Source organism: Rathayibacter sp. Leaf296, from assembly GCF_001423045.1.
GTDB classification, from domain to species: domain Bacteria; phylum Actinomycetota; class Actinomycetes; order Actinomycetales; family Microbacteriaceae; genus Rathayibacter; species Rathayibacter caricis.
Window position 1 is genome coordinate 1,314,627 of record NZ_LMNR01000001.1, and the last position, 25,768, is coordinate 1,340,394.

Below are 25,768 nucleotides of genomic sequence, written 5' to 3' on the forward strand. Positions count from 1 at the left end.
TCCGGTCGCGTGATCGCACTCAGTTCAGGACGTCCCCGATGAACCAGCTCGAGAGGCCGACCAGGAGGGACGTGCCGACCACGATCCAGGCGACCAGCCGACGGGTCGCGCGGGCGGCCTCCTCCGAGGTCAGCGGAGTGGGTCGCAGCGGCGTCACGTACGCCGCGGGAAGGTCGTACGAGGCTGCCACCGGCACCAGCGGGGGCAGCACGACCGGCGGGCCGTCGACCCAGTGCTCCGGCAGCTCGGAGGCGCGTGCGGCCTGCAGGGTCAGCTCGGCCTGGAGCGGGGAGCTGCGCAGGGCGGCGTACGCGGCGGCGGTCAGTCCGAGGCTCTGCAGATGCCGGACGGTCGGCGCGAACTGCTGCGAGACGGCGGGGGAGAGCTCGCCGACGCGGGAGCCGTCGAGGCGGATCTCGATGCGATCGTCGAGCGGATGGAGGGTCAGGATCACGAGGCTCCGGCCGCCGCCGGGCTGGACGTCGACGAGCTGAGCGAAGTGCTCGTCCTCGCGGAGCACCTGGAGGCCGCGGCCCCAGGGGATGAGCGAGTAGGGCGTCGTCGGCGGGGTGTTCGCAGGAGCGATCAGCTCGGCGTCGACGAGGGCGAGGCGGACGGAGGCGCGCAGTCCGCGGCTCGTCCGCGTCGCGGTCAGCTGTCCACCCGTCGTCGGCACCACTCCGCTCGCTGTGATGCGCGCCAGCGGCGGCTGGTAGGCGGCGGAGTCGGGCAGGTAGCCGATGACCCGGCCCGCGGCCCGCACGGAGACGGCGGTCGGGTCGCCGGGGCGGTCCGGCTCCGGAACGAGCTGCACGTCGATCCGCTGCTCGTGACGCTCGTCCTTCTTCAGGGTCCGTCCGAGCACGGTGGCGATCTCCTCGAGGCGGTCGGACTCGCCGACGACGTCGACCGTGGCGGCGCCGTCGGCGTTCGGGAGCCGGTAGTGGGCCGGTGCGCCGTCGAGGATGCGGGGCGAGGCTTCGTCGGCGGCGGACGTCCGCGCCTCGGTCCAGCGCTCGCCGTCCCACCAGCGGAGCGCGCCGTCGCCGTCCGCGTACCAGCCGGCCGCGGCCGTCGAGTCCTGCTGCACCGGAGCCCCCTTCGTCTCAGCCCGCCGAGTCTACCGGCGAGGTACGGGACGGCCCGGGCGGGGAGCGGCCCGCTGGCCCCGGTTGGAGCGGTGAGGCCTGCAGAAGCAAGGCTCAGCGGCCGGAACGCGGAGTTCGCGCGAGAATCCCCGCTCGCAGCCTTATCTGTGCAGGTCTGACGTCGCGCTCACAGCGCGGGATCCTCCACCGACGGGTCCTCGAGGGAGAGGGCGGCGAGCGGCAGCGGGCTGCCTCCGGTCGGCGCGTCCTCGGCCAGGACCTCGTGGATCAGCTCCGAGACGTGCTGGGCGTGGCCGGGGTTGATCGGCGCCGGGTCCTCGAGGATCTCGACGAGGGTGCGCAGCACGGTACTGGTCTCGGGTCGAGGCATGGCGACAAGGCTAGGGGCGCGGGCGACGGTCGCGGAAGTGCCGATCTGCGCCAGATCCGCTGGCTAGGCTCCGGGCATGAGCAGATTCGACGACGCGGTCATCCTGGTCCTCGGCGCCTCGGGAGGGCTCGGCCGGCTGATCGCCGACGAACTGGCGGCCCGCGGCGCCCACGTCCTCCGCAGCGGACGGGACGACGCGTCCCTCGGAGAGCAGCCGCTCGTGGCCGACCTCCGCGGGGAGGACGCGCCCGCCCGACTCGTCGCCGAAGCGCTCGAGCGCCACGGGCGGCTCGACGGCGTCGTGATCGCCGCGGGAGTCGTCGCCTTCGGGCCGTCGGCCGAGCTGGACGAGACCGTCCTCGAGGAGCTCGTCGAGGTGAACGCCCTGGCGCCGATCCGCGTGCTGACCGCCGCGTTCGCTCCGCTGGCCGCCTCCGCCTCCGAGGGGCGCGAGCCGTTCGCGGTCACGATCAGCGGAGTCGTCGCCGAGGCGCCCACGGCCGGCCTCGCCGCGTACTCCGCCTCCAAGGCGGCCCTGCACTCGTTCGTGAAGGCGTCCGCGCGTGAGTACAAGAAGGCGGGAGTGCTGCTGATCGATGCGCGGCCGGGTCACACCGAGACCGAGCTGTCGCAGCATCCGCTCGCGGGCGAGGCGCCGCGGTTCGGGGCGGGTCTCGCTCCAGGAGCCGTCGCCGCCCGGATCGTGGACGCGGTCGAGTCCGGCGAGACGGACCTGCCGCCCGCCGCCTTCACGGCCTGACGCTCAGGCGGTCGCGAACCGCTTCGCCGAGCGCTCGCGCGCCTTCGCCGCCTCGACCTCGCGATCCTTCGGCGGCACGGCCGACACGAGGTCCTCGAGGAGGTGCCCCGTGATGTGCGCGATGTCGGCGACGGCGCGGTCGAACGCCTCCTGGTTCGCCTTCGACGGCTTCGTCGTGCCGCTGATCTTGCGCACGTACTGGAGGGCGGCGGCGTGCACTTCGTCGTCGGTCGCGGCGGGCTCGAAGTTGTGGAGCGTGTGGATGTTCCGGCACATGCGACGAGGGTACGTCCGGCCCGGACGGCGCGCCAGGACACCGGCCGTTCACTCCCGCGTCGCCGAGGGCGTCTACCGTCGGCGCGTGACCGCCGCCTCCGAGACCGCTCGCGTCGACCCCGAGCTCCTCCGCACCCTGACCCCCGACGACGCCCGAGACCTCGTCGTGCTCGACGAGGACGACGACGATCCCGTGCTGCTGCACCGCGACGGCACGCGCATCGACACCTGGCGCGAGGGCTACCCCTACGACGAGCGGATGTCGCGCGAGGAGTACGAGGCGGGCAAACGGCTGCTGCAGATCGAGCTGCTCAAGCTGCAGAACTGGATCAAGAAGCACGGACGCCGGCTCGTCGTCGTCTTCGAGGGGCGCGACGCCGCCGGCAAGGGCGGCACGATCAAGCGGTTCACCGAGCACCTGAACCCGCGCGGCGCCCGGGTCGTGGCGCTCGAGAAGCCCACCGAGCGGGAGGCGACGCAGTGGTACTTCCAGCGCTACGTCTCGCACCTGCCCGCCGCGGGCGAGATCGTGCTGTTCGACCGCTCCTGGTACAACCGCGCCGGCGTCGAGCGCGTGATGGGGTTCTGCACCCCGGAGCAGTACGACGAGTTCATCCGGCAGACGCCGCTCTTCGAGAGCATGCTCGCCGGCGACGGCATCGACCTCGTCAAGCTGTGGTTCTCGGTGTCGGCGGAGGAGCAGCGCACGCGGTTCACGATCCGCATGATCGACCCGGTGCGGCAGTGGAAGCTCTCGCCGATGGACCTCGCCTCGCTCGACAAATGGGAGGACTACACGGCGGCCAAGGAGGCGATGCTCGCCGCGACCGACACGGACGACGCTCCGTGGACGGTCGTGAAGAGCAACGACAAGAAGCGGGCGAGACTCGAGGCCATGCGGCACGTGCTGAGCCTGTACGAGTACGACGGACGCGACGACGAGGTCGTCGGAGCGCACGGACCGGATCCCCTGATCGTGGGACCGGCGAGCGAGGTCTACGAGCGGGGCGAGCACATCGCGCCCGCACGACGGTTCTGAGGGGGACGCGCATGAGGGGGACGGACACGGCGGGAGCGCCGCGGCCGACGGTCGGCCGGGACGACGGGCACGACCTGCCGGGGGTGCACCTGCGCTGGCTCGCGCTGGACGAGCAGACGCTCGACGCCGAGCGCCTGCTGCCGCTGCTGACCGCGGCGGAGCGGGCGCGCTACGAGGCGACCGCGGCCGCCTCCGTCGCCGAGCGCTTCGTCTTCGGACGGGTGCTCCTGCGGATGCTCGCCGCGGAGCTCACCGGCGGGAGCGCCTCCGGGATCGACGTCGTCGCGTGCTGCGCGGGCTGCTCGGGACCGCACGGACGCCCGCGGCTCGAGGGTGCGGATCCGCTCCTCGCCACGCTGTCGGTCAGCGTCGCGCACTGCGCCGGAGCGGTGGTCGTCGCCGCGAGCAGCGCGGGCGTCGTCGGGGTCGACATCGAGCCGGCGGCCGGGTCCGCCGAGCGCGGTGCTCAGATCACCCGGGTTGCGGGAGCGCCGTTCTGGGTCGGGGCGGCCCGGCCGGCCGATCCGATCCTGCACTGGACCCGGATCGAAGCGGTGCTGAAGGCCGACGGGCGCGGCCTCGAGGTCGATCCGCACCGCGTCCTCATCCACGAGTCGCGGATCGCGGCGGAGGCCCGGATCGACGGGGTGCGGTTCCGCCTGGCCGAGCCGAGGCTCGACCCGGCGTTCCGCGTCAGCGTCGCGCTGGGCCCGGTGGAGGGGCGCGGCACCGGTCCGATCATCGGCTGGCGGCGCGAGCACTCCGACGCGCTAACCGAATCGCTGGTGTCAGCGGGCCGGTAGCGCGGGCAGCTCCTCGTCGAGGAGCCAGGTGTCGAGCAGCTCGTCCACCCCGGCCGGCAGCAGCTCGGTGCAGAGCTCCCGGAAGTCCTCGTCGGTGACCGCGCCGTGGGCGTGCCGGCGCGTCCACTCCTGCACGAGGGCGAAGAACGGCTTGTCGCCGACGTGCAGCCTCAGGGCGTGCAGGGTGAGCGCCCCGCGCTTGTAGACGCGATCGTCGAAGAGCGAGACGGCGCCCGGGTCCGCGAGCACGAGATCCTCGGGCTGCGCTCGCAGGAGGGCGTGGTGGCGGCGGGCGAGGGAGTCGGCGGAGGGCCCGCCGGCCTGCTCGGACCAGAGCCACTCCGCGTAGCAGGCGAAGCCCTCGTTGAGCCAGATGTGCCGCCACCGCGCGATGCCGACGCTGTTGCCGAACCACTGGTGGGCGAGCTCGTGGGCGATCAGCCGCTCCGATCCGCCGCGCCCGTCGACGTGGTTCGCGCCGAACACGGCCATGCCCTGCGCCTCGAGCGGGATCTCGAGCACATCGGCCGTCACGACGACCGAGTACCGCGCGAACGGGTACGGTCCGAACAGGCGCTGGAAGAGCTCGAGTATGGCGTCGAGCGGAGCGAAGTCGCGCGAGCAGCGCGAGGCGAGCGCCGCAGGACGCGCAATCGTGACGGGCACCCCCGCGAGCACGCGCTCCTCCAGGGCGTAGCGCCCGATCTGCACCGAGGCGAGGTAGGTCGCCGTCGGCTCCCGCTGCTCGTAGAGCCAGGTCCTGCGGCCGGATCGCGTGCTCGAGCCGGCCAGCACGCCGTTCGCGACCACCGCGTAGCCCTCCTCGGCGGTGATGCGGAAGCGGTAGGCGGCCTTGTCGGCGGGGTCGTCGTTGCAGGGGAACCAGGTGGAGGCGCCGGTCGGCTGCGAGGCCACGAGGACGCCGTCGGTCAGCTCCTCCCAGCCGAGCACGCCCCAGTGGCTCGCGCGCGGAGCCGGATGACCGCCGTACTCGACCTCGACGACGAACGGCTCGCCGGTGCGCAGCAGGGTCTCGGGGGTCACCCGCAGCTTGTGCGGCGTCTGCGCGTGCTGGGCGCGGCGCCCGTCGACGCGCACCCGGCCGACCCGCAGACGGCTGAGGTCGAGGCTGAACCGCCGCAGCGGCTGCAGGGCGACAGCGTGGATCAAGGCGCGGGCGGCGAGCCGGTTGCTCGAGACGCGGTAGTCGAGCTCGAGCTCGTACGACTCGACGCGGTAGCCGGTGTTGCCGATGCCGGGGACGTAGGTGTCGCCAGCGGTCTCGAGTCCGAGCTGCGCGGGGCTCACGCGACGGGCGCGTGGTAGTCGGCGACGCGCACGTCGCGCCACGGTCCGATGGGATTGCCGCTCCAGCGGCTGCCCGCCGGCACGAGCTCGCCGCGCATCACGAGCGACGAGGGGCCGACGGTGCCGTGCTCGGCGATCCGCGCCGCGGGGAGGATCACGCTGTGCGGTCCGAGGGTCGCTCCGGTGTCCAGGCTCACGGCATCCATGCTCATGATTCGATCATGGAACAGGTGGGTCTGCACGACGCACCCGCGATTGACGGCCGCTCCGTCGCCCAGGACGACGAGATCCGCTTCCGGGAGCCAGTAGCTCTCGCACCAGACGCCCCGCCCGATCCGCGCGCCGAGGCTGCGCAGCCACCACACGAGGGCCGGGGTGCCGGCGGCCGCGTGGGCGAACCACGGGGCGGCGACCATCTCGGTGAAAGTGTCGGCGAGCTCGCTGCGCCAGATGAACGAGGACCAGAGCGGATGCTCGCCCGCGCGGACGCGCCCGATCAGCAGCCACTTCGCCGCGGTGCTGACGGCGGCGGCCACCGCTCCTGCGGCCAGCAGCACGACTCCGCTCAGCAGCATCGCGACGATCGCGCCGAACGACTCCACCAGCGCGAGCAGGGCGACGACGACGCCCGAGCCGATCGCCACCGAGACCACGACGGGGACGAAGCGGAACAGCTCCCAGACGATGCGGGCGACGCGGAGCCGCGCCGGCGGGCGGAACGTGCGCTCCGCCTCCGCCTCGACGACGGTCCGGCGCAGGCGCACCGGGGGAGAGCCGAGCCACGAGGAGCCTGCCTTCGACTTCCGCGGGGCCGAGGACAGGACCGCGACGAGTCCGCCGGCCGGGACGGTGTGCCCCGGAGCGGCCATGCCGGAGTTGCCGAGGAACGCGCGCTCGCCGATCTCGGCTCGGGCGAGGCGCATCCAGCCGCCGCCGAGGGCGTAGGAGGCGACCAGGGTGTCGTCGGCGAGGAAGGCGCCGTCGCGGATCGTCGTCATGGCCGGCAGCAGGAGCACGGTCGACGCCTCGACGTCGCGCCCGACGCGCGCGCCGAGCAGGCGCAGCCAGACGGGCGTGAAGAGGCCGGAGTAGAGCGGGAAGAGCAGCGTGCGCGCCTGATCCAGCAGGCGCTCGGTCGACCAGACCTGCCAGCCGATGCGACCGCGGACGGGGTGGGTGCCGGGCTCGACTCCGAGGCCGAGCAGCCGGACGAGGAGGACCACGAGACCCGCGAGCGCGGCTCCCGTGACGGCGACGGCGGGCACGAGTGCCGCGAGCGCGCGCGGGACGGCCTCGGCGAGGGTGCCGGAGCCCTGGACCGCGACGGCGATCACTCCCACGCCCGCGCCGAACGAGAGGATCGGCACGGCGGCGAGGCCCACCGCTGCGAGGGCGTAGGCCCAGACCCACGCGGTCGCCCTGGGCGGCCGCTCGTCCGGGAACCCGGCGTTCGCCTTGCCCAGGCGCTGCGCGGGCGAGCCGCCCCAGCGCTGGCCGGCCGGCACCCGCCCGAAGACGGCGGATCCGGGTTCGATCTGCGCGTGCTTGCCGATGCGGGCGCCGGGGAGGAGGGTGCTGCGCGCACCGACCGTGCTGCCCGCGCCGACGCGGACGGCTCCGACCCGCACGACGTCGCCGTCGATCCAGTAGCCCGAGAGGTCGACCTCGGGCTCGATCGCGGCGCCCCGGCCGAGCGTCAGCATGCCGGTCAGCGGAGGAAGCGAGTGCAGGTCGACGTCCTCGGCGATCCGGGCACCGAGGGCCCGAGCGTAGTACGAGACCCAGGGGGCGCCGGCGAGACTCACGGCGCCGAGCTGGTGGGCGACCTGCTCGGCGAGCCAGAGCCGCAGGTGCACTCCTCCGCCACGCGGATGATCACCCGCGCGAACTCCGCGCAGCAGGAGGCGCGCGGCGATCACGGTGAGGCCCATGCGCCCGAACGGCGTGCAGAGCAGGACGAAGGCGGGCACGAGCACCGCCGGCCACACGGTGGGCAGGAATCCGAAGCCCGGCAGCAGATCCAGGAGCGAGCAGACCGTCAGCAGGGCGACGAGCCAGCGCGCGCCTCCCAGGATCAGGAGAGGAGCGCCCAGCACGGTCTGCAGCACCTGCATCCGCCGGGGGACGGGCGCGATGCGGTGATCGGAGACGGGGCCGAGGCCGGTCGCGCGGCTCGCGATCTCGGCCGCCATCGCGGCGAGGCGCGGGTGCGCGTAGACGTCGGCGACGGTGAATTCCGGATCGCGCTCGCGGATCCGGGCGACGAGCTGCGCGGCGGCGAGCGAACCGCCGCCCAGGTCGAAGAAGTCGGCGCGCTCGTCGACGGGGACGCCCAGGACCTCGCGCCAGCGGGCGGCGAGCCAGGCGGTCTCGGGGTCGAGCGCGTCGTCCGACGGCGCCGCCTCGGCGAGCGGCCAGGGCAGAGCGGCGCGGTCGACCTTGCCGGAGGTGCGGGTCGGCAGCTCGTCGACGACGGCCAGCAGAGGGACCAGCGCGGCCGGGAGCTCCGCGCGCAGCCGCGTGAGGGCGGCGTCGCGGTCGAACTCGCGGCCCGCGGCGAGAGCGAGATAGCCGACGAGGACCTGATTGCCGGCGGCCGTGGTGCGGACCGCGGCCGCGGCTCCGGACACCCCCGGCAGCGACTGCAGGGCGGACTCGACCTCGCCGAGCTCGATGCGGCGGCCGCCCAGCTTGACCTGGTCGTCGGCGCGGCCCTGGAAGACGAGGCCCTCGGCCTCGTAGCGCACGAGATCGCCGGACCGGTACGCGCGCTCCCAGCCGAGCAGAGGAGCGGGGGCGTACTTCTCGGCGTCCTTCGCCGCGTCGAGGTAGCGCGCCAGTCCGACTCCGCCGATGACGAGCTCGCCGACCCCGCCCTCGGGCACCCGGTTCCCCTCCGCGTCGACGACCGCGAGCCGCCAGCCGTCGAGCGGGAGGCCGATGCGCACCGGCCCCGGCCCGCCCAGCGGTGCCGCGCAGGCGACGACGGTGGCCTCGGTCGGGCCGTAGGTGTTCCAGACCTCGCGGCCCTCGACGGCGAGGCGCTCCGCGAGCTCGGGCGGGCAGGCCTCGCCGCCGAAGATCAGCAGCCGGACGTTCTCGAGCGACTCCGCGGGCCAGAGGGCGGCGAGGGTCGGCACGGTGGAGACGACGGTGATGCCGTGGGTCGTCAGCCAGGGGCCGAGGTCCATGCCGCTGCGCACGAGGGAGCGCGGTGCGGGCACCAGGCACGCGCCGTGGCGCCAGGCCAGCCACATCTCCTCGCAGGAGGCGTCGAACGCGACCGAGAGACCGGCCAGCACGCGGTCTCCCGGGCCGAGCGGCTCCTGCTGCAGGAACAGCCGCGCCTCCGCATCGACGAAGGCCGCGGCGGAGCGGTGGCTGACGGCGACGCCCTTCGGGGTGCCGGTGGAGCCGGAGGTGAAGATGATCCAGGCGTCGTCCTCGAGCGCGGGCGGCTGGAGCAGCGGGATCGACGCGGTGCTGGGGTGCGGCGCGGTGCCGGTGAAGAGGAGGGCCGGCGGCTCCTCCGCTGTCCGCTCGAAACGGCCTGCTCCGGTGATGACGCCGCGCACGCGCGCCTCGCCGAACACGAGTTGCGCGCGCTCCTCGGGGTCGTCCGCGTCGACCGGGACGTAGGCGGCACCGGCGGCGAGGATCGCGAGGATCGCGAGGTAGAGCTCGCGCGACCCGCTCGCCATGCGGACTCCGACGCGGTCGCCGCGCCGGACTCCGGCGGCCGTCAGCTCGCCTGCCGCTCCGACGACGCGGGCGAGGAGCTCTCGGTAGCTGAGGGCGCCCGCCGGGTCCTCGAGGGCTGAGGCGTCGGGGTGGAGCCGGGCGCTCTCGCGCAGCACGTCGATGAGGGTGCGGGGCGGCGCCGCGAGGGCGCCGGCGTCGAGGTGGTCCTGCACGAGGGTCGTCTCCACGTCCGGTCTCCGTTCCGGCCGCGCGCGGGGGAGGGCACGACCGGGGCGTCACGCTAGGAGCACCGGGTGTCCGGCGGGTGAACAGGGCGTGCCCGGCAGCCGACCCGGCGAGCGGTAGGGCCGCCGGGCACGGCGGGTCGACGGGTCAGTGCCCGACGGGCAGCGGAGCGTCGGATTCGGCGGGACGCCGGACGAAGAAGGCCGCGACGATCGCGAGGGAGGCGATGGACGCTCCCCAGACGAAGGCCGAGTGGATCCCGCCGGCCGAGGCCGTGATCTGGTCGGCGCCCTCGCGGGCGAGCGCGGCCGACTGAATCGAGAGCACGGTGACGAACAGCGCCGTGCCGGCCGCGCCTCCGAGCTGCTGCACGGTGCCGATGATGGCGCTGCCGTGCGAGTACAGCTTCGGCTTCACCGAGCCCAGGCCCGCGGTGAACAGCGGAGTGAAGACGAACGCCAGCCCGAGGCTCAGCATCACGTGCAGCGAGAGGATGAACATCGAGGACGAGTTCTCGTCGAGGGCGGTGAAGCCCCACAGCGCGGCCGCGACGACCACCGAGCCGGGAACGAGCAGCACGCGCGGCCCGAAGCGGTCGTAGCCGCGTCCGACGAACGGCGCCAGCAGACCCATCAGCAGCCCGCCGGGGAGCAGCAGCAGACCGGTCTCGAGCGGCGTCAGCCCGAGGACGTTCTGCGTGTAGAGCGGCAGCAGGATCAGCGTGCCGAAGAGCGCCGACATGCTCACCGCCATCATCACGATCGCCACGGTGAAGCCGCCGGAGGTGAAGGTGCGCAGATCGAGCAGGGCGCGGTCGGTCCGCTGCAGCGAGAGCTGACGCAGGATGAAGCCGGCGAGGCCGAGGCCCGCGACGACGAACGGCACCCACGGAGCGACGACCGCCTCGCCGCCCTCGCCGAGCGAGCTGAGGCCGTAGACCAGGCCGCCGAAGCCGAAGACCGAGAGCACGACCGACAGGGAGTCGATCGGGATCTTTCGCGGCTCCGTCACGTTCTCGACCTTGCGGAGGCCGAGGAGCAGCGCGCCGACCGCGATCGGCAGCACGATCCAGAACATCCAGCGCCAGCTGAGGAAGTTGAGGATGACGCCCGAGATGGTCGGACCGACGGCGGGGGCGACCGAGATCACGATCGAGATGTTGCCCATCATCCGGCCGCGGATCGACGGCGGGACGAGGGTCATCACCGTGGTCATCAGCAGCGGCATCATGATGGCCGTGCCGCCGGCCTGCACGACGCGCGCGGCCAGCAGCACCTCGAAGGTGGGAGCCAGCGCGGCGCTGAGCGTGCCGAGGCTGAACAGGGTCATGGCGGCCGCGAAGAGCGTACGGGTGTGCAGGCGCTGGATGAGATAGCCGGTGATCGGGATCACGACGGCCATCGTCAGCATGAACGCCGTGGACAGCCACTGGCCCACGTGCGCCTCGACGCCGAAGTCGCGCATGAGGTCGGGCAGCGCCACGCTCATGATCGTCTCGTTGAGGATCACGACGAACGCCGACACCAGCAGGAGGCTGATGACGAGGCGGCTGCGCGGCTCGAGCACGGCCGACGGCGCCGGCGTGCGGTCTCGGGGTGCGGCGGACTCCCGCGTCTCGGGAAGGGTGCGCTCGGTCACTGGGTCTCCGGTCGTGAGGTCGTGCAGGTGTCTGGTGAGGCGGGTGCGAGGCCGCACGGAGGCGACGACGACCTGCTGCGCATCGCGGCGGCGCCGTCGGTGCCGGACGCGCAGGGCTCGAGATGTCAGAACCTTCCCAGGTGCCTCCGACATTCCCGATCCGGCGAGATCCGTCCGCCGTCCGCGGGATCAGGCCCGCTCGACGACCTCCGCGAAGGCCGACGCGGCGCGCTCGGCGTCCTCCGCCGTCGACTCCGCTCCGAAGCTGAAGCGCACCGCGGTCTGGGCGACGCGCGGGTCGATCCCCAGCGCGAGCAGCACGTCGGAGGGCTCGTCGCGACCGGCCGCGCAGGCCGAGCCGCTCGAGACCACCACTCCGCGCTCCTCCAGCGCCAGCAGGATCGACTCGCCGCTGCGGCCGGGCACGACGTAGGAGGCGATCGACGGCAGCCGGTGCTCCGCCGACCCGGTCGCGGCCGCCCGGGGCGCGAGCACGGCGACCCTCTCGGCGAAGACGTCCCGCACCGCGGCGACTCGAGCGGCGCGCGACGGGTCGACCAGCGACACCGCGGTGCCGAGCGCGACGGCGAACGCCACGTTCTCGGTGCCCGAGCGCCGGTCCCGCTCCTGACCGCCCCCGTGCAGGAGCGGCTCGAACGGCAGTCGGCTGCGCAGCATCAGCGCGCCGACCCCCTTCGGAGCGCCGAGCTTGTGCCCCGAGATCGAGACCGCGTCGGCCCCCATCGACGGCAGGTCCAGCCAGCCCGCCGCCTGCACCGCGTCGACGTGCAGCGGGATGCGCCGCTCGCGGCAGAGCGCGGCCACCGCAGGCACGTCCTGCACCGTGCCGATCTCGTTGCTGGCGGCCAGGATCGACACGAGCGCGGTCCCCGGCGTCAGCAGAGCGGCCAGCGCCTCGAGGTCCAGCCGTCCGTCGGAGTCGACCGGCGCCACCGCGACCTCGAAGCCGTGCACGCGGCGCAGGAAGTCGGCCGACTCGACCGTCGCCTCGTGCTCGATCGCCGAGATCACGATCCGCCGCTCCCGCGGTGCCCCGAGCGCGAGGCCCTTGACCGCCGTGTTGATCGACTCGGTGCCGCCCGCGGTGAACAGCGTCGCGGAGGCGCGCCCGCCCAGGAACCGGGCGACGCGTCCCCGCGCCTCCTCCAGCGCACGCGCCGCGGCTCCGCCCAGCGCGTGACTGCTCGACGGGTTCCCGAACTCGCCCGTCAGGAACGGCCACATCGCCTCGAGCGCCTCGCGGCGCACGGGCGAGGTCGCCGCGTGGTCGAGGTAGATCACGGAGCGGGCGCCTCGATGTCGATGTCGAGCCCGAGGTCGAGCGAGCGGACGCTGTGCGTGAGCGCGCCGACCGAGATCACGTCGACGCCCGCCTCCGCGATGGCCTGCACCGTCTCGAGGTTCACGCCGCCGCTGGCCTCGACGACCGCTCGGCCGCCGATCAGCGTCACGCCCTGGCGCAGCTGCTCCGGAGTGAAGTTGTCGAGCATGATCGTGTCGGCCCCTCCGGCGAGCGCCGGCTCGATCTGCTCGAGGCGGTCGACCTCGACCTCGATGTGCGTGGTGTGCGGCACGGCGGCCCGCGCCGCCTGCAGCGCTGCCGTCAGGTCGATCCCGCGCTGGGCGAGGATCGCGAGGTGGTTGTCCTTCGCGAGGATCGCGTCCGACAGCGAGGAGCGGTGATTGCGTCCGCCGCCGCTGCGCACCGCGTGGCGCTCGAACGCGCGGAGCCCCGGGGTCGTCTTCCGCGTGTCGACGATGCGCGCGCGCGTCCCCTCCACCGCCTTCACGTAGTGGGCGGTGAGCGTGGCGATGCCGCTCATCCGCTGCACGAGGTTCAGCGCGACGCGCTCGCCGCGCAGCACGCCGCCGGCGGGACCGTCGATCTCGGCGAGCACGGCGCCCGCGGTGAACGATGCGCCGTCCTCGATCAGCACGCTCGTGCGGATGCGGGAGTCGGCCTGCAGCATCGTGCCGACCAGCACGGCTCCGCCGCTGAAGACCCCCGCCTCGCGGGCGACGAGCCTGGCGGACGCCGTCGCGTCGGCCGGGATCAGCGTCTCGGTGGTGATGTCGCCCCAGGGGGCGTCCTCCTCGAGCGCGAGGGTGACGAGGCGTTCGATGCTCTGACGGGTCAGCACGGCACGGCGACCTTTCTTCTTCCGGCGACGCGGTAGGCGGTCGCCTCGGTGAGGGGGTGGTCGGTGCGGTGGTGGGCGCCGCGCGACTCCGATCGGGCGAGGGCCGCGTCGATCAGGGCCCGGCCGCACTCCACGAGGTTCGCGTCCTCGAGCGTGCGGAGGGAGAGGGGGGCCTCGGCGCCGCGGAGCGCCGCCCGGGCGCTCTCGAGCCCCGGAGCGTCGCGCGACACCCCGGCTCCCGCCCACATCGCCGCCTGCAGCGTCGAACGGTCGAGGGCGAGCGGAGTGACGGGGCGTGCCGCCGCGGCGGGCGCCGTCGCCGGGGCGGTCGCGTCCAGGGCGTCCGCCGTCCGACGGGCGAAGACGACGCCCTCGAGCAGGCTGTTCGACGCGAGCCTGTTCGCGCCGTGGACGCCGGTGCAGGCGACCTCGCCCACGGCGAAGAGTCCGGGGAGGCTGGTGCGCCCGTCGAGATCGGTGGCGACGCCGCCCATCCAGTAGTGCGCGGCCGGAGTCACGGGCACGAGGTCCTCGGCGAGCGAGAGGCCGTTCGCCCCGCAGGCGGCCGAGATGCTCGGGAACCGTTTCGCGAGCACCGCGGGGTCGAGATGGCGGGCGTCGAGGTGCACGGGCAGGCCGCCCTGGCGCCGCATCCGCTCGGCGATCGCCCGGGCGACGACGTCCCGGGGCGCGAGCTCGGCGTCGGGGTGGACGCCGGTCATGAAGCGCTCGCCGGCGGCGTCGCGGAGCACCGCTCCCTCGCCGCGGACCGCCTCCGAGACGAGGAACCCGCCGGGCAGCGCGAGCGCCGTGGGGTGGAACTGGTAGAACTCCAGGTCGGCCGCCTCGGCTCCGGCGCGCAGGGCGGCGGCGAGCCCGTCGCCGGTGGCGACCTCGGGGTTGGTCGTGTGGCTGAACAGCCGACCCGCGCCGCCGGTCGCGAGGACGACAACGTCGGCGTCGATCCGCTCGACGGAGCCGTCCCGGAGGACGTCGACTCCCACCACCGCGAGGCCCGGGCGGACGAGATCGACCAGGGCGGTGCGCTCGAGCACGGTCACGGGAGCGGCGCGCACGGCGCGCACGAGGGCCTCCTCGATCGCCGAGCCGGTCGCGTCGCCGCCCGCGTGCAGGATGCGCGAGCGCGAGTGCGCCGCCTCGAGTCCGCGGGCGAGGTCCTCGCCGTCGCGGTCGAAGCCGACGCCCCACGCCAGAAGCGCGGCCACGGCGGCCGGCCCCTCGGAGCAGAGCACCTCGACGGCCGTGCGCGAGCAGAGCCCGGCTCCGGCGGTCAGGGTGTCCTCGACGTGCAGGGCGACGGAGTCGTCCGCGGACGTGACCGCGGCGATCCCGCCCTGCGCCCAGCGCGTGCTCGACTCGGCGATCGCGCCCTTGGTGACCAGCACCACCTCGTGGCGGCGCGAGGCGAGCAGCGCGGTCACGAGCCCCGCGATCCCGCTGCCGACGACGACGACCCGCGACACGTCAGGCCGCCGTCGGAGCCGTCGGGCCGGTGGGCGGGACGGCCGCGAGCATACGCTCGAGCGCGATCTCCGCCTCGGCCTTCACCGAGTCGTCCACCGAGATGCGGTTGTGGACGACGCCGGAGACCAGGCCCTCGAGCACCCAGGCGAGGTAGCCGGGATGGATGCGGTACATGGTCGAGCACGGGCAGACGACGTCGTCGAGGCAGAAGATCGTGTGCTGCGGGTACTGCACGGCGAGGCGCTGCACCAGGTTGATCTCGGTGCCGATCGCGAAGGTCGTGCCCGCCGGGGCGGCCTGGATCGCCTTCACGATGTAGTCCGTCGATCCGTACTCGTCGGCGGCGTCGACGACCGCCATCGGGCACTCCGGGTGCACGATCACGCGGACGCCGGGGTGCTCGGCGCGCGCCTTCTCGATCTGGCCGACGGTGAAGCGCTTGTGCACCGAGCAGAAGCCGTGCCAGAGGATCACCTGCGCGTCCAGGAGCGTCTGCACGTCGGAGCCGCCCTGCGCCTTCCGCGGGTTCCACATCGGCATGCGCTCCAGCGGCACACCCATCGCCTTGGCCGTGTTGCGCCCCAGGTGCTGGTCGGGGAAGAAGAGCACCCGCTGCCCGCGCGCGAACGCGTCCTCGAGGACGGTCGCGGCGTTCGAGGAGGTGCAGACCACTCCGCCGTTCCGACCGCAGAAGGCCTTCAGCGCGGCGGAGGAGTTCATGTACGTGACCGGGATCAGCGGCACGCGGCCGTCGGCGTCCGGCTCGGTGCCGTAGAGCTCGGTGAGCTCGGCCCACGCGTCCTCGACCGAGTCGATGTCGGCCATGTCGGCCATCGAGCAGCCGGCGGCGAGGTTGGGCAGGATCACGGCCTGCTCCGGGCGCGAGAGGATGTCGGCCGTCTCGGCCATGAAGTGCACGCCGCAGAAGACGATCGCCTCGGCGTCCGGACGACTCTTCGCCGCCTTCGCGAGCTGGAAGGAGTCGCCCACGAAGTCGGCGTACTGCACCACCTCGTCGCGCTGGTAGAAGTGGCCGAGCACGACGACCCGGTCGCCGAGCGTCCGCTTCGCGTCCAGGATGCGGCGGTGCAGCTCGTCGGCGCTCGCCGCGGTGTACTCCTCGGGGAGCCGCCCCTGCACGGGCGCCTCGGCGGGGATCGGATCGGCCTGCGACGCTCCGGGGCCGTAGGCGGGGAAGCCGAGGTCGAACGACCAGGGCGCGTCGGCGAGCTCGGGGGCGCAGGTCTCGCCCGGGGCTCCGCGCTCGATGAGCTGGATGGTGCTGTCGACGGATGTCACGTGTCTCTCCTCGGATGGTGCGGACGGACGGGCGGAGCCGGTGGGGCGCGGAAGGCGCTCAGACCGGCAGCGGCCCGTTGTCGACGAGTGCCACGGACTCGTCGTAGCGGTACAGCCTCGGAGGGCGGTGACGGGTGCCCGCCAGCCGCTGCTCGGTGGGTACCACGGTCTTGGACGCCTCGATCGTGCGGCGGAAGTTCGCCGGATCGAGGGGCTTCTGCAGGACGGCCTCGTGCACCTCGCGCAGCTGCGCGAGGGTGAAGGTCTCGCCGAGGAAGGCCTGCGCGATGCGGGAGTACTCCATCTTGTTGCGCAGGCGCCAGAGGGCGTAGTCGACGATCAGGCCGTGATCGAAGGCCAGGTCCAGTTGCAGGTCGGTGCACAGCCAGGTGACGTTCTCGCCCACGATCGCTTCGTCGGCCTCGGAGGTGCGCACGAGCGCCCAGTAGACGATCGAGACCACGCGGCGCTCACCGGGGGAGCGGTCGGGCCCGCCCACGGCGTAGAGCTGCTCCAGGTAGCGGGGGCCGAGTCCGGTGGTCTCCCGCAGGGTGCGACGGGCGGCCTCGGCGAGGTCCTCCTCGGGGCGGAGGGGACCGCCGGGGAGCGCCCAGAGGCCCTCGAACGGCTCGCGGATGCGGCGGACCGCGGGGATCCAGACCGTGCTCGCCCCAGTCTCGGGGTGCGGGCGCAGCGCGAAGATCACGGTCGAGACGGCGAGCCGCGGCAGTGCTTCGTCCATGACGGATCCCTACTAAGAGTCGCACTGACTGTAAGTGCTGCGGCGAGCTTAGTGTCACTCCGACCAGAACACCAAACCCTTCGTGCTCTCCGCGAAATGCCACTCCGGGACGGGACACGCCGAGGGAGCCGTACCGAAGTGGCATCTCGGAGGAGAGGACAGCGCACGCGGCGCCCCGCTAGGGTGAGCGGACAACCGAATACCGGGCCGCATACGCGACGCGGGAGAGCCGACTCCGTCGGCACCGAAGGAGCAAGCCTCCCCGCCAATCTCTCAGGTCTTGTACCGCGTCGAACTGGCCACTCTGGAAATGCGTCGCGGAGCGACGAGCCGCCTGCGCGGTGCGATCACTCCGACGAGGCAGCCCACGGTGAAAGCGCCGCTCCGAGCGACGTGAACCTCTCAGGCATCCCGACAGAGGGGGAGTTCCCACGGCACTGCTGTGCCTCGCACCATCGACCTGTGCGGGCGCGTGCGCAGCACTGCGACGAACTGGAGAACTCATGTCCGAGACCCGAACGACCCTTCCCGCCGAGACCCCCGAGTCGCGCCGCTCCCCGCTGCACGACGTGCACGTGGCGGCCGGCGCCTCCTTCACCGACTTCGCCGGCTGGTGGATGCCGGTGCGCTACTCCGGCGATCTCGCCGAGCACCACGCGGTGCGCACCGCCGCCGGTCTCTTCGACCTCTCCCACATGGGCGAGATCCTGGTCGTCGGCCCCGAGGCGGTGGACGCGCTGGACTACGCGCTCGCGAGCGACCTGTCGGCCGTCCCCGTCGGCCGCGCGAAGTACACCCTGCTGCTCGACCGCACGGGCGGAGTGATCGACGACCTCGTCGTCTACCGCACCGGCGAGGACCGCTTCATGGTCGTCGCGAACGCCTCCAACCGGCACGTGGTCGCCGAGCAGCTGCGCGACCGCACGGCCATGTTCGACTGCGAGCTGTTCGACGAGAGCGACGACGTCGCCCTGATCGCCATCCAGGGCCCCAAGTCGCTCGAGATCCTGCAGAACGTGCAGGGACTCGCCGTCGAGACCGAGCGGGGGGCGGAGTCGGTGCTCGACACCGACGACGCCGCTCGACTGCTCGAGGAGCTGCGCTACTACCGCGCGGTCCCCGCGACCTTCGAGGCGCATCCGATCCTCATCGCCCGCACCGGCTACACGGGCGAGGACGGCTTCGAGATCTACGTCGCCCCCGACACCGCCCCCGCCCTGTGGGAGGCGCTCGCCGAGACGGGCGCCGGAGCGGGCCTCGTGCCGGCCGGACTCGCCGCACGCGACACGCTGCGCCTCGAGGCGGGCATGCCGCTCTACGGCCACGAGCTCTCGCGCGAGATCTTCCCGGCGCAGGCCGGCCTGGGCCGCGTCGTCGCCTTCGGCAAGCCGATCGACTTCGTCGGCCGCGCCGCCAGCGAGGAGGGCCCCGCCGGGGACGCTCCCGTGCTCGTCGGCCTCGTCGGCGAGGGCCGCCGGGCCGCCCGCGCCGACTACCCCGTCTTCTCCGACAGCGGCGACGAGATCGGAGTCGTCACCAGCGGCGTCCTCTCGCCCACGCTCGGCGTCCCCATCGCGATGGCCTACATCGCCCCCGCGCAGGCGCAGCCCGGGACCACCGTCTCCGTCGACATCCGCGGCAGCCGCCTCCCCATGACCGTCACCGCCCTCCCCTTCTACTCCAGAAAGAAGATCTGACATGGCCGTCCCCTCCGACCTGCAGTACACCTCCGATCACGAGTGGATCGCCGTCGACGGTGACGTCGCGACGGTGGGCATCACGGCGTACGCCGCCGACAAGCTGGGCGACGTCGTCTTCGTCGAGCTGCCCGACGCGGGCTCCCGCGTCGAGGGCGGCAGCGTCGTCGGCGAGATCGAGTCGACGAAGTCCGTGGGCGAGCTGTTCGCGCCGGTCGACGGCGAGGTCCTCGAGATCAACTCCGGTGTCGTCGACAGCCCCGAGCTGGTCAACTCCGACCCGTTCGGCGAGGGCTGGCTGATCAAGGTGCGCTTCGACGCGCTGCCCGACGGCCTGCTCGACGCCGCGGCCTACGGCGAGCTGGTCGGAGAGTAGATGTCGACCCCCCGCACCCCCTCCGAGTTCGAGTCCCGCCACATCGGGACCGACGCCGACGCCCAGCGCACGATGCTGGCCGCCCTCGGCTACGACTCCGTCGACGCGCTGGTCACCGCCGCCGTCCCCGAGTCGATCCGCGTGCGCGACCTGGCCCCCGTTCTGCCGGAGCCCGCGACCGAGACCGAGGCGCTCGCCGAGCTGCGCGCCCTCGCAGCCCGCAACACCGTGCGCCGCCCGTTGATCGGCCTCGGCTACCACGGCACGCTCACGCCCGCCGTCATCAAGCGGAACGTCCTCGAGAACCCGAGCTGGTACACGGCCTACACGCCCTACCAGCCCGAGATCTCGCAGGGCCGGCTCGAGGCGCTGATCAACTTCCAGACCATGGTCTCGGACCTCACGGGTCTCGACACGGCCGGAGCGTCGATGCTCGACGAGGGCACCGCCGTCGTCGAGGCGATGCTGCTGACGCGCCGCGCCTCCAAGGCCCGCTCCGACGTCTTCGTCGTCGACTCCGACGCGCTGCCGCAGACCCTGGCGCTGCTGCGCGGCCGGGCGGAGGCGGTAGGCATCCGCATCGTGGAGCTGCCGCTCTCGCGGACGTCGGCCGCCGACATCCCCGAGTGCTTCGGCGCCCTCGTGCAGTACCCCGGCGCCTCCGGCCACCTCTGGGACCCCTCCGCGGTGCTCGCCGCGGTGAAGGCCCACGGCGGCCTCGGAGTCGTCGCCGCCGACCTGCTCGCCCTCACCCTCATCCGCTCGCCGGGCGAGCTCGGGGCGGACGTCGCGGTCGGCACCTCGCAGCGCTTCGGCGTCCCGATGGGCTTCGGCGGACCGCACGCCGGCTACCTCGCCGTCCGGAAGGGCCTCGAGCGCCAGCTGCCCGGCCGTCTCGTCGGAGTCAGCCAGGACGCGGACGGGCACCCCGCCTACCGCCTGTCCCTGCAGGCTCGCGAGCAGCACATCCGCCGCGAGAAGGCGACCTCGAACATCTGCACGGCGCAGGTCCTCCTGGCCGTCATGGCGGCGATGTACGCCGTCTACCACGGCCCCGACGGACTCGCCCGGATCGCGGAGCAGGTGCACGCGCGGGCCGCGCTGCTCGCGCGGCTCCTGCTCGACCGCGGTCACTCCCTCCGCCACGCCGACTTCTTCGACACCGTCTCGGTCGTCGTGCCGCAGGGCGCGGAGGCGGCGGTCGCCCGGGCACGCGAGGCGGGCTTCGACCTGCGCCTCGTCGACGCCGACACGGTGGCCGTCGCGCTCGACGAGACCGTGACGACCGCCGAGGTCGTCGCACTCGCCGTCGCGATCGGCGACCTCGACTCGGCGCACGGGTTCCTCGCCGCGTCCGCGCGCTCGATCCCCGTCGCGCTCGAGCGCGCGACACCGTTCCTCGTGCACCCGGTCTTCAACACCCACCGCAGCGAGACGTCGATGATGCGCTACCTCAAGCGCCTCGCCGACGCCGACTACGCGCTGGACCGCGGCATGATCCCGCTCGGCTCGTGCACCATGAAGCTCAACGCCGCCGCCGAGATGGAGGCGGTCAGCTGGCCCGAGTTCGCGAACCTGCACCCGTTCGCCCCAGAGGCCGACGTTCAGGGCTCGCTCGCGCTGATCGACCAGCTCGAGCGCTGGCTCGCGCACCTCACCGGCTACGACTCCGTCTCGCTGCAGCCCAACGCGGGCTCGCAGGGCGAGCTCGCGGGCCTGCTCGCGATCCGCGGCTACCACCGCGCGCAGGGCGACCTCGAGCGCACGGTCTGCCTCATCCCCTCGAGCGCGCACGGCACGAACGCCGCCAGCGCGGTGCTCGCGGGCATGCGCGTCGTCGTCGTCGCCTGCGACGAGCTGGGCAACGTCGACCTCGACGACCTGCGCGCGAAGATCGCCCTGCACGCGGCGGACCTCGCGGCGCTCATGATCACGTACCCGTCGACGCACGGCGTCTACGAGCACGAGGTCTCCGAGATCTGCCGACTCGTGCACGAGGCCGGCGGGCAGGTCTACGTCGACGGGGCCAACCTCAACGCACTGCTGGGCTTCGCCCGGTTCGGCGACTTCGGCGGCGACGTCTCGCACCTCAACCTGCACAAGACGTTCTGCATCCCGCACGGCGGCGGCGGCCCCGGAGTGGGACCCGTCGCGGCAAAGGCGCACCTCGCTCCGTTCCTGCCCGGGCACCCGCTCGCGCAGCGCCTCGAGCACGCGATCGGCCAGCACGGCGAGACCGTCGTTCACGGGGGCGTCCCGGTCTCGGCCGCGCCCTACGGCAGCCCGGGCATCCTCCCGATCTCGTGGGCCTACGCCCGGATGATGGGCGAGGACGGCCTGCGCGCCGCGACCGGTGCGGCCGTGCTCTCGGCCAACTACGTCGCCGCGCGCCTGCGCGAGCACTTCCCGGTGCTCTACACGGGCGAGAACGGCCTCGTCGCGCACGAGTGCATCCTCGACATCCGCCCGCTGACCGCGGCGACCGGAGTGACCGTGGACGATGTCGCGAAGCGCCTCGTCGACTACGGCTTCCACGCCCCGACCATGAGCTTCCCCGTCGCCGGGACGCTGATGGTCGAGCCGACCGAGAGCGAGGACCTCGCCGAGATCGACCGCTTCATCGACGCGATGATCGGCATCAAGGCCGAGGCCGACCGTGTCGGTGCGGGGGAGTGGCCGGTGGACGACAACCCGCTGCGCAACGCTCCGCACACGGCGGAATGCCTCGTCACCGGCGAGTGGACGCACCCGTACTCGCGCGAGGAGGCGGTCTACCCCGTCCGCTCGCTCGTGCGCGGCAAGTACTGGCCGCCGGTCCGCCGCGTCGACCAGGCCTTCGGCGACCGCAACCTGGTCTGCGCCTGCCCGCCGATCGAGGCCTTCGCCTGACCCGCCGGCAGGTGCGTGTTCGCAACCGAGGCTGAGATGCGGGAGCGGGGCGTTCTGCCCGTCTTCCGCCTCGTCCTCCCTCGGTTGCGAACACGCACGGTCCTCCCCACGAGGTCGCCGCGGCGTGCAGTCCACGGATCGTCGCTGAACGTGCTCAAGTGAGTGCGCATCCGGCGATCGTGATGCCGTGGAACGCCTCATGCATGTTCTGGCAGGACTCGACGGAGTCGCGACGACGGCGCAGCTCGCGCGCGCCGGAGTCACGGCGCGCGATCTTCGAGCGGCGGTCGACTCCGGAGCCGTCCTTCGGCTGAGACGCGGATGGTTCGCGCTTCCCGCCGTTCCGCTCGACCAGCGCCGCGCCGTCGCGGCCGGCGGCGTTCTCAGCTGCGCTTCGGGCCTGGACGCTCGCGGCCTCTGGGTGCTCGAGACGAGCCGACTGCACGTCGCCGTCCCGCCCCACTCCTCAGAGCGCCGAGCAGGCGACGGCACGCTGCTGCATTGGCGCGCGTGGGAGGGATGCGGTCCTGAGACGTCGTCGCTCGACGGCCTCCGCTCCTCCCTTCTCCATCTGCTCGCCTGCGTCGACGGGGAGGACGCCCTCATGACGTTCGACAGCGCCGTGAACTCGGGCGCGATCGCTCTCGATGATCTCCTCGCACTGCGCGGTCTCGCGCCCACCGGCAAGCAGTGGGTGTTCGACGAGGTGGACCCCTTGTCCCAGTCCGGTCTGGAGACGAGGGTGCGCCGATGCGGTCGCCGGTTGGGCGTCCGCGTGAGGTCGCAGGTGCCCATTCCCAGAGTGGGGCGGGTCGACGTCGTTCTGGGGGAGAGGCTCGTTTTCGAGCCCGACGGTCGAGCGTTCCACTCCGGCTCGCATCAGCTCGAGGAGGACTACCGGCGGAGCCTCGAGCTGGCGGCTCAGGGGTATCTCTGCATCCGGCTCTCGACCCGTCAGATCATCGCTTCGTGGGAGCGGACCGAGAACGTCATCAGGGGTCTCGTCCGGCGCAAGGAGCACCTCTGGTCCGGTCGGCGGCACGGGGAGCGTCGGTGACCGAGGTCGATCCGCGGCAGACGACGGTCGGCCCCTGCCTCCGACGCTCTGAACCTCGGTTGCGTACTGGCTCCAGCTAGGAAGCGGGCTCCGGCGCCGCGAACAGCTCCGGCCAGAGCGCCACCGCGAGCGGGTACCCCACGAACGACACGATGTCGATGATCGAGTGCGCGATCACCAGCGGCAGCGTCCGCCCGAATCGCTGGTAGAACAAGCCGAACACCACGCCCATGATCACGTTGCCGAGGAACGGCCCGATGCCCTGGTACAGGTGGTAGCTGCCCCGGAGCAGCGCGCTGGCGAACAGGATCCGCCACCGCCCCCAGCCGAGGTCTCCCAGCCGCGCGAAGAGGTAGCCGACCACGATCACCTCCTCCTGGATCCCCGCCCGGATCGCCGAGAGGATCAGCACGGGAACGGTCCACCAGTGCGCGTCCAGGGGAGACGCGACGACCGCCACCGTTACTCCGAGAGCCCGGCCGAGAGCGTAGAGGCCGATGCCCGGGGCGCCGATCGCGATCGCGAGCACGCTCCCGGTGCCGAGGTCGCGCAGCGGGTGCCGCAGATCCAGTCCCAGCCGCCCGAGCGGCCGCCCGGAGCTCTGCCAGAGCAGGAACGCGCAGAGAGCCACCGGCACCAGGTCGAAGAACAGCGCCAGCAGCTGGTAGATCAGGTCGAACACGGGGCGGTCGCTGAGCGCTCCGTTCAGCGTCGCCGTCTGCTCCGACAGCGCGACGCCGCGCGTGAGCCGGTTCGTGATCGAGACGACGGAGTAGATCGCGGAGGCGCCGAGCGACAGCCCCAGGACGAGCAGGATCTCGGCCTGGATCCGCCCTCGTGGCTGCATGGATCCTGTCAACGGAGTGGACACTGCGTGGGTCTCCTCTGAATCGATGCGTTGCGCGACGACGGTCCATCACGCAGGTTTCGTGCGAAAAGACGCAAGGATTCCACCTCCCGGTTACCGCTGTGTAACGGTTTCCACATGCTTTTGTGCAGATAGCGAGCCGATACATAGTCTCGTCGATGGCACTAGCGCGGGGGCCAACAGTCTCTCGTGCGCCGACGCCGTCGCTACGCGCGCGGCCACCACAGCATCCGGGAAATCACTTCCCGTGCGCCCTCACACCACTGGAGGAATAGTGAAAATCAGACGTTTCGGCCTCGGAGCTCTGGCGCTCGTCGCCGCGAGCACCCTGGTCCTCGCCGGCTGCAGCAGCTCGAACGACGACGGCGGGGGAGATGCGGCCGGAGACTCCGCCGCGATCATCCTCACCAACGGCTCCGAGCCGCAGAACCCGCTGGTTCCGACCAACACCAACGAGGTGGGCGGCGGCAAGATCCTCGACGAGATCTTCGCCGGTCTCTACTACTACGACGCCGAGGGCGCGGCGCAGCCCGACCTGGCCGAGTCGGTCGAGTCGGACGACGCGCAGAACTACACCATCACGATCGAGTCGGGCCGCACCTTCACCAACGGTGAGGAGATCACGGCCCAGTCGTTCGTGGACGCGTGGAACTACGGCGCGAAGTACTCCAACGAGCAGCTCCAGAGCTACTTCTTCGAGGACATCGAGGGCTTCAGCTACGACGAGGACACCGAGCTGACCGGTCTGAAGGTCGTCGACGACACGACGTTCACCGTCGCGCTCACCGCCCCCAAGTCGGACTTCCCGCAGCGCCTGGGCTACTCGGCCTACTACCCGCTGCCCAGCGTCGCCTACGACGACATGGACGCCTTCGGTGAGAACCCGATCGGCAACGGCCCGTACATGCTCGACGGCGAGGGCGCGTGGCAGCACGACGTCCAGATCGACCTGGTCGTGAACCCCGACTACGACGGACCCCGCGTCCCGGTCAACGGCGGCATCACCATCACGTTCTACGCGACCCAGGACGCGTCGTACGCCGACCTGCTCGCGGGCAACGTCGACGTGATCGACCAGATCCCGGACTCCGCGTTCGGCACCTTCGAGAGCGACCTCGGCGACCGCGCGGTCAACCAGGCCTCCGCCGTCTTCCAGTCCTTCACCATCCCGGAGCGCCTCGAGCACTTCAGCGGTGAAGAGGGCAAGCTGCGCCGCCAGGCGATCTCGATGGCCTTCGACCGCGAGCAGATCACCGACGTCATCTTCGAGGGCACCCGCACCCCCGCCTCCGACTTCACCTCCCCGGTGATCGACGGCTGGAGCGACTCCCTCGAGGGCGCCGAGGTGCTCGAGTACAACCCCGACGAGGCGAAGAAGCTGTGGGCCGAGGCCGACGCGATCTCCCCGTGGACGGGTACCTTCTCGATCGCCTACAACGCCGACGGCGGCCACCAGGGCTGGGTCGACGCCGTGTCGAACGCGGTCAAGAACACGCTCGGCATCGACGCGGTGGGCGAGGCCTACCCGACCTTCGCCGAGGCGCGCACCAAGATCGTCGACCGCTCGATCGAGACCGCGTTCCGCACCGGATGGCAGGCCGACTACCCGGGTCTGTACAACTTCCTGGGCCCGCTGTACGCGACCAACGCCTCGTCGAACGACGGTGACTACTCGAACCCCGAGTTCGACCAGCTCCTGGCCGACGGCTCGGCCGAGACCGACCTCGCGACCGCGAACGAGGACTACCAGAAGGCTCAGGAGGTCCTGCTCCAGGACCTGCCCGCGATCCCGCTCTGGTACGCCAACGTGACCGGTGGCTACAGCGACACCGTCTCCGACGTAGAGTTCGGATGGAACTCGGTTCCGCTGTTCTACCAGATCACCAAGAGCTGACATCAGACACGACGGGCGCTTCGCCCGCGGGGACGGCACGACCGTTCCCGCGGGCGGAGCGCCTTGTTC

The 25,768-nt window shown here is 72.5% G+C and carries 20 protein-coding genes and 1 riboswitch; of the genes, 8 read left to right on the forward strand and 12 right to left on the reverse strand.

Annotated elements, in window-relative coordinates:
- Positions 1-19: 19 nt before the first annotated feature.
- Both ASF46_RS06105 and ASF46_RS06110 read right to left on the reverse strand, forming a co-directional pair.
- Positions 20-1,090 carry a DUF2510 domain-containing protein gene (locus tag ASF46_RS06105; protein WP_056866783.1) on the reverse strand — a complete coding sequence of 357 codons (1,071 nt, stop codon included), beginning with the start codon at positions 1,088-1,090 and terminating at the stop codon, positions 20-22.
- A gap of 185 nt (positions 1,091-1,275) precedes the next feature.
- Positions 1,276-1,479: a hypothetical protein gene (locus ASF46_RS06110; RefSeq protein ID WP_146168454.1), complete on the reverse strand. Its 204-nt coding sequence runs from the start codon at positions 1,477-1,479 to the stop codon at positions 1,276-1,278.
- A 76-nt stretch (positions 1,480-1,555) separates the two neighbouring features.
- Here ASF46_RS06110 and ASF46_RS06115 point away from each other — a divergent pair, with 76 nt between their 5' ends.
- On the forward strand, positions 1,556-2,239 hold the full coding sequence (locus ASF46_RS06115; RefSeq protein ID WP_200919667.1) for an SDR family NAD(P)-dependent oxidoreductase: 684 nt from the start codon (positions 1,556-1,558) through the stop codon (positions 2,237-2,239).
- Positions 2,240-2,242: 3 nt separating this feature from the next.
- Here the strand turns inward: ASF46_RS06115 and ASF46_RS06120 are convergent, their stop codons facing one another.
- Entirely contained in the window at positions 2,243-2,515 is a 273-nt protein-coding gene (locus ASF46_RS06120; protein WP_056866785.1) for a DUF2277 domain-containing protein, read from the reverse strand.
- Here ASF46_RS06120 and ppk2 point away from each other — a divergent pair.
- Both ppk2 and ASF46_RS06130 read left to right on the forward strand, forming a co-directional pair.
- A complete protein-coding gene (ppk2, locus tag ASF46_RS06125) occupies positions 2,514-3,554 on the forward strand; it encodes a polyphosphate kinase 2 (RefSeq protein WP_082485279.1) in 1,041 nt (346 codons plus the stop codon). The two genes, ASF46_RS06120 and ppk2, sit on opposite strands and share 2 nt — an antisense overlap.
- Positions 3,555-3,565: 11 nt before the next feature.
- Positions 3,566-4,357 carry a 4'-phosphopantetheinyl transferase family protein gene (locus ASF46_RS06130; RefSeq protein ID WP_056866786.1) on the forward strand — a complete coding sequence of 264 codons (792 nt, stop codon included), beginning with the start codon at positions 3,566-3,568 and terminating at the stop codon, positions 4,355-4,357.
- Here ASF46_RS06130 and ASF46_RS06135 read toward each other — a convergent pair.
- The 8 genes from ASF46_RS06135 to ASF46_RS06170 all read right to left on the reverse strand — a co-directional run bounded on the left by ASF46_RS06135 (position 4,343) and on the right by ASF46_RS06170 (position 16,918).
- A complete protein-coding gene (locus ASF46_RS06135) occupies positions 4,343-5,665 on the reverse strand; it encodes a M1 family metallopeptidase (RefSeq protein ID WP_056866787.1) in 1,323 nt (440 codons plus the stop codon). The genes ASF46_RS06130 and ASF46_RS06135 overlap by 15 nt on opposite strands.
- Positions 5,662-9,594, reverse strand: coding sequence for a Pls/PosA family non-ribosomal peptide synthetase (locus ASF46_RS06140; protein ID WP_235576865.1), 3,933 nt, complete (start codon positions 9,592-9,594; stop codon positions 5,662-5,664). Before ASF46_RS06140 ends, ASF46_RS06135 begins: the two co-directional genes overlap by 4 nt.
- A 145-nt stretch (positions 9,595-9,739) precedes the next feature.
- Positions 9,740-11,230, reverse strand: coding sequence for a DHA2 family efflux MFS transporter permease subunit (locus ASF46_RS06145; RefSeq protein WP_056866788.1), 1,491 nt, complete (start codon positions 11,228-11,230; stop codon positions 9,740-9,742).
- Positions 11,231-11,419: 189 nt separating this feature from the next.
- Positions 11,420-12,532: a cysteine desulfurase family protein gene (locus ASF46_RS06150; RefSeq protein ID WP_056866789.1), complete on the reverse strand. Its 1,113-nt coding sequence runs from the start codon at positions 12,530-12,532 to the stop codon at positions 11,420-11,422.
- Complete coding sequence (gene nadC / locus ASF46_RS06155) at positions 12,529-13,392, reverse strand: carboxylating nicotinate-nucleotide diphosphorylase (RefSeq protein WP_056866790.1); 864 nt, start codon at positions 13,390-13,392, stop codon at positions 12,529-12,531. Before nadC ends, ASF46_RS06150 begins: the two co-directional genes overlap by 4 nt.
- Positions 13,386-14,876 (reverse strand): L-aspartate oxidase, encoded by a 1,491-nt coding sequence (gene nadB / locus ASF46_RS06160; protein WP_056866791.1) that lies wholly within the window; start codon positions 14,874-14,876, stop codon positions 13,386-13,388. The genes nadC and nadB overlap by 7 nt, the downstream gene beginning before the upstream one ends.
- A gap of 1 nt (position 14,877) precedes the next feature.
- Entirely contained in the window at positions 14,878-16,176 is a 1,299-nt protein-coding gene (gene nadA / locus ASF46_RS06165; RefSeq protein WP_055788466.1) for a quinolinate synthase NadA, read from the reverse strand.
- 58 nt (positions 16,177-16,234) lie between these two features.
- A complete protein-coding gene (locus ASF46_RS06170) occupies positions 16,235-16,918 on the reverse strand; it encodes an NUDIX hydrolase (RefSeq protein WP_056866792.1) in 684 nt (227 codons plus the stop codon).
- Positions 16,919-17,129: 211 nt separating this feature from the next.
- Positions 17,130-17,216, forward strand: a riboswitch (glycine riboswitch).
- 205 nt (positions 17,217-17,421) lie between these two features.
- Between ASF46_RS06170 and gcvT the strand changes: the two genes are divergently transcribed.
- The 4 genes from gcvT to ASF46_RS06190 all read left to right on the forward strand — a co-directional run bounded on the left by gcvT (position 17,422) and on the right by ASF46_RS06190 (position 22,937).
- Positions 17,422-18,615 (forward strand): glycine cleavage system aminomethyltransferase GcvT, encoded by a 1,194-nt coding sequence (gcvT, locus tag ASF46_RS06175; protein ID WP_056866793.1) that lies wholly within the window; start codon positions 17,422-17,424, stop codon positions 18,613-18,615.
- A gap of 1 nt (position 18,616) precedes the next feature.
- Positions 18,617-18,991 carry a glycine cleavage system protein GcvH gene (gene gcvH / locus ASF46_RS06180; RefSeq protein ID WP_056866794.1) on the forward strand — a complete coding sequence of 125 codons (375 nt, stop codon included), beginning with the start codon at positions 18,617-18,619 and terminating at the stop codon, positions 18,989-18,991.
- Positions 18,992-21,880 carry an aminomethyl-transferring glycine dehydrogenase gene (gcvP, locus tag ASF46_RS06185; RefSeq protein ID WP_056866795.1) on the forward strand — a complete coding sequence of 963 codons (2,889 nt, stop codon included), beginning with the start codon at positions 18,992-18,994 and terminating at the stop codon, positions 21,878-21,880.
- A 199-nt stretch (positions 21,881-22,079) separates the two neighbouring features.
- Positions 22,080-22,937, forward strand: coding sequence for a type IV toxin-antitoxin system AbiEi family antitoxin domain-containing protein (locus tag ASF46_RS06190; protein WP_056866796.1), 858 nt, complete (start codon positions 22,080-22,082; stop codon positions 22,935-22,937).
- 76 nt (positions 22,938-23,013) lie between these two features.
- Here ASF46_RS06190 and ASF46_RS06195 read toward each other — a convergent pair whose 3' ends face one another.
- Positions 23,014-23,784 (reverse strand): CPBP family intramembrane glutamic endopeptidase, encoded by a 771-nt coding sequence (locus ASF46_RS06195; protein WP_056866797.1) that lies wholly within the window; start codon positions 23,782-23,784, stop codon positions 23,014-23,016.
- Positions 23,785-24,079: 295 nt separating this feature from the next.
- Here ASF46_RS06195 and ASF46_RS06200 point away from each other — a divergent pair, with 295 nt between their 5' ends.
- Positions 24,080-25,699 carry a peptide ABC transporter substrate-binding protein gene (locus ASF46_RS06200; RefSeq protein WP_056866798.1) on the forward strand — a complete coding sequence of 540 codons (1,620 nt, stop codon included), beginning with the start codon at positions 24,080-24,082 and terminating at the stop codon, positions 25,697-25,699.
- The last annotated feature ends 69 nt before the right edge of the window (positions 25,700-25,768 follow it).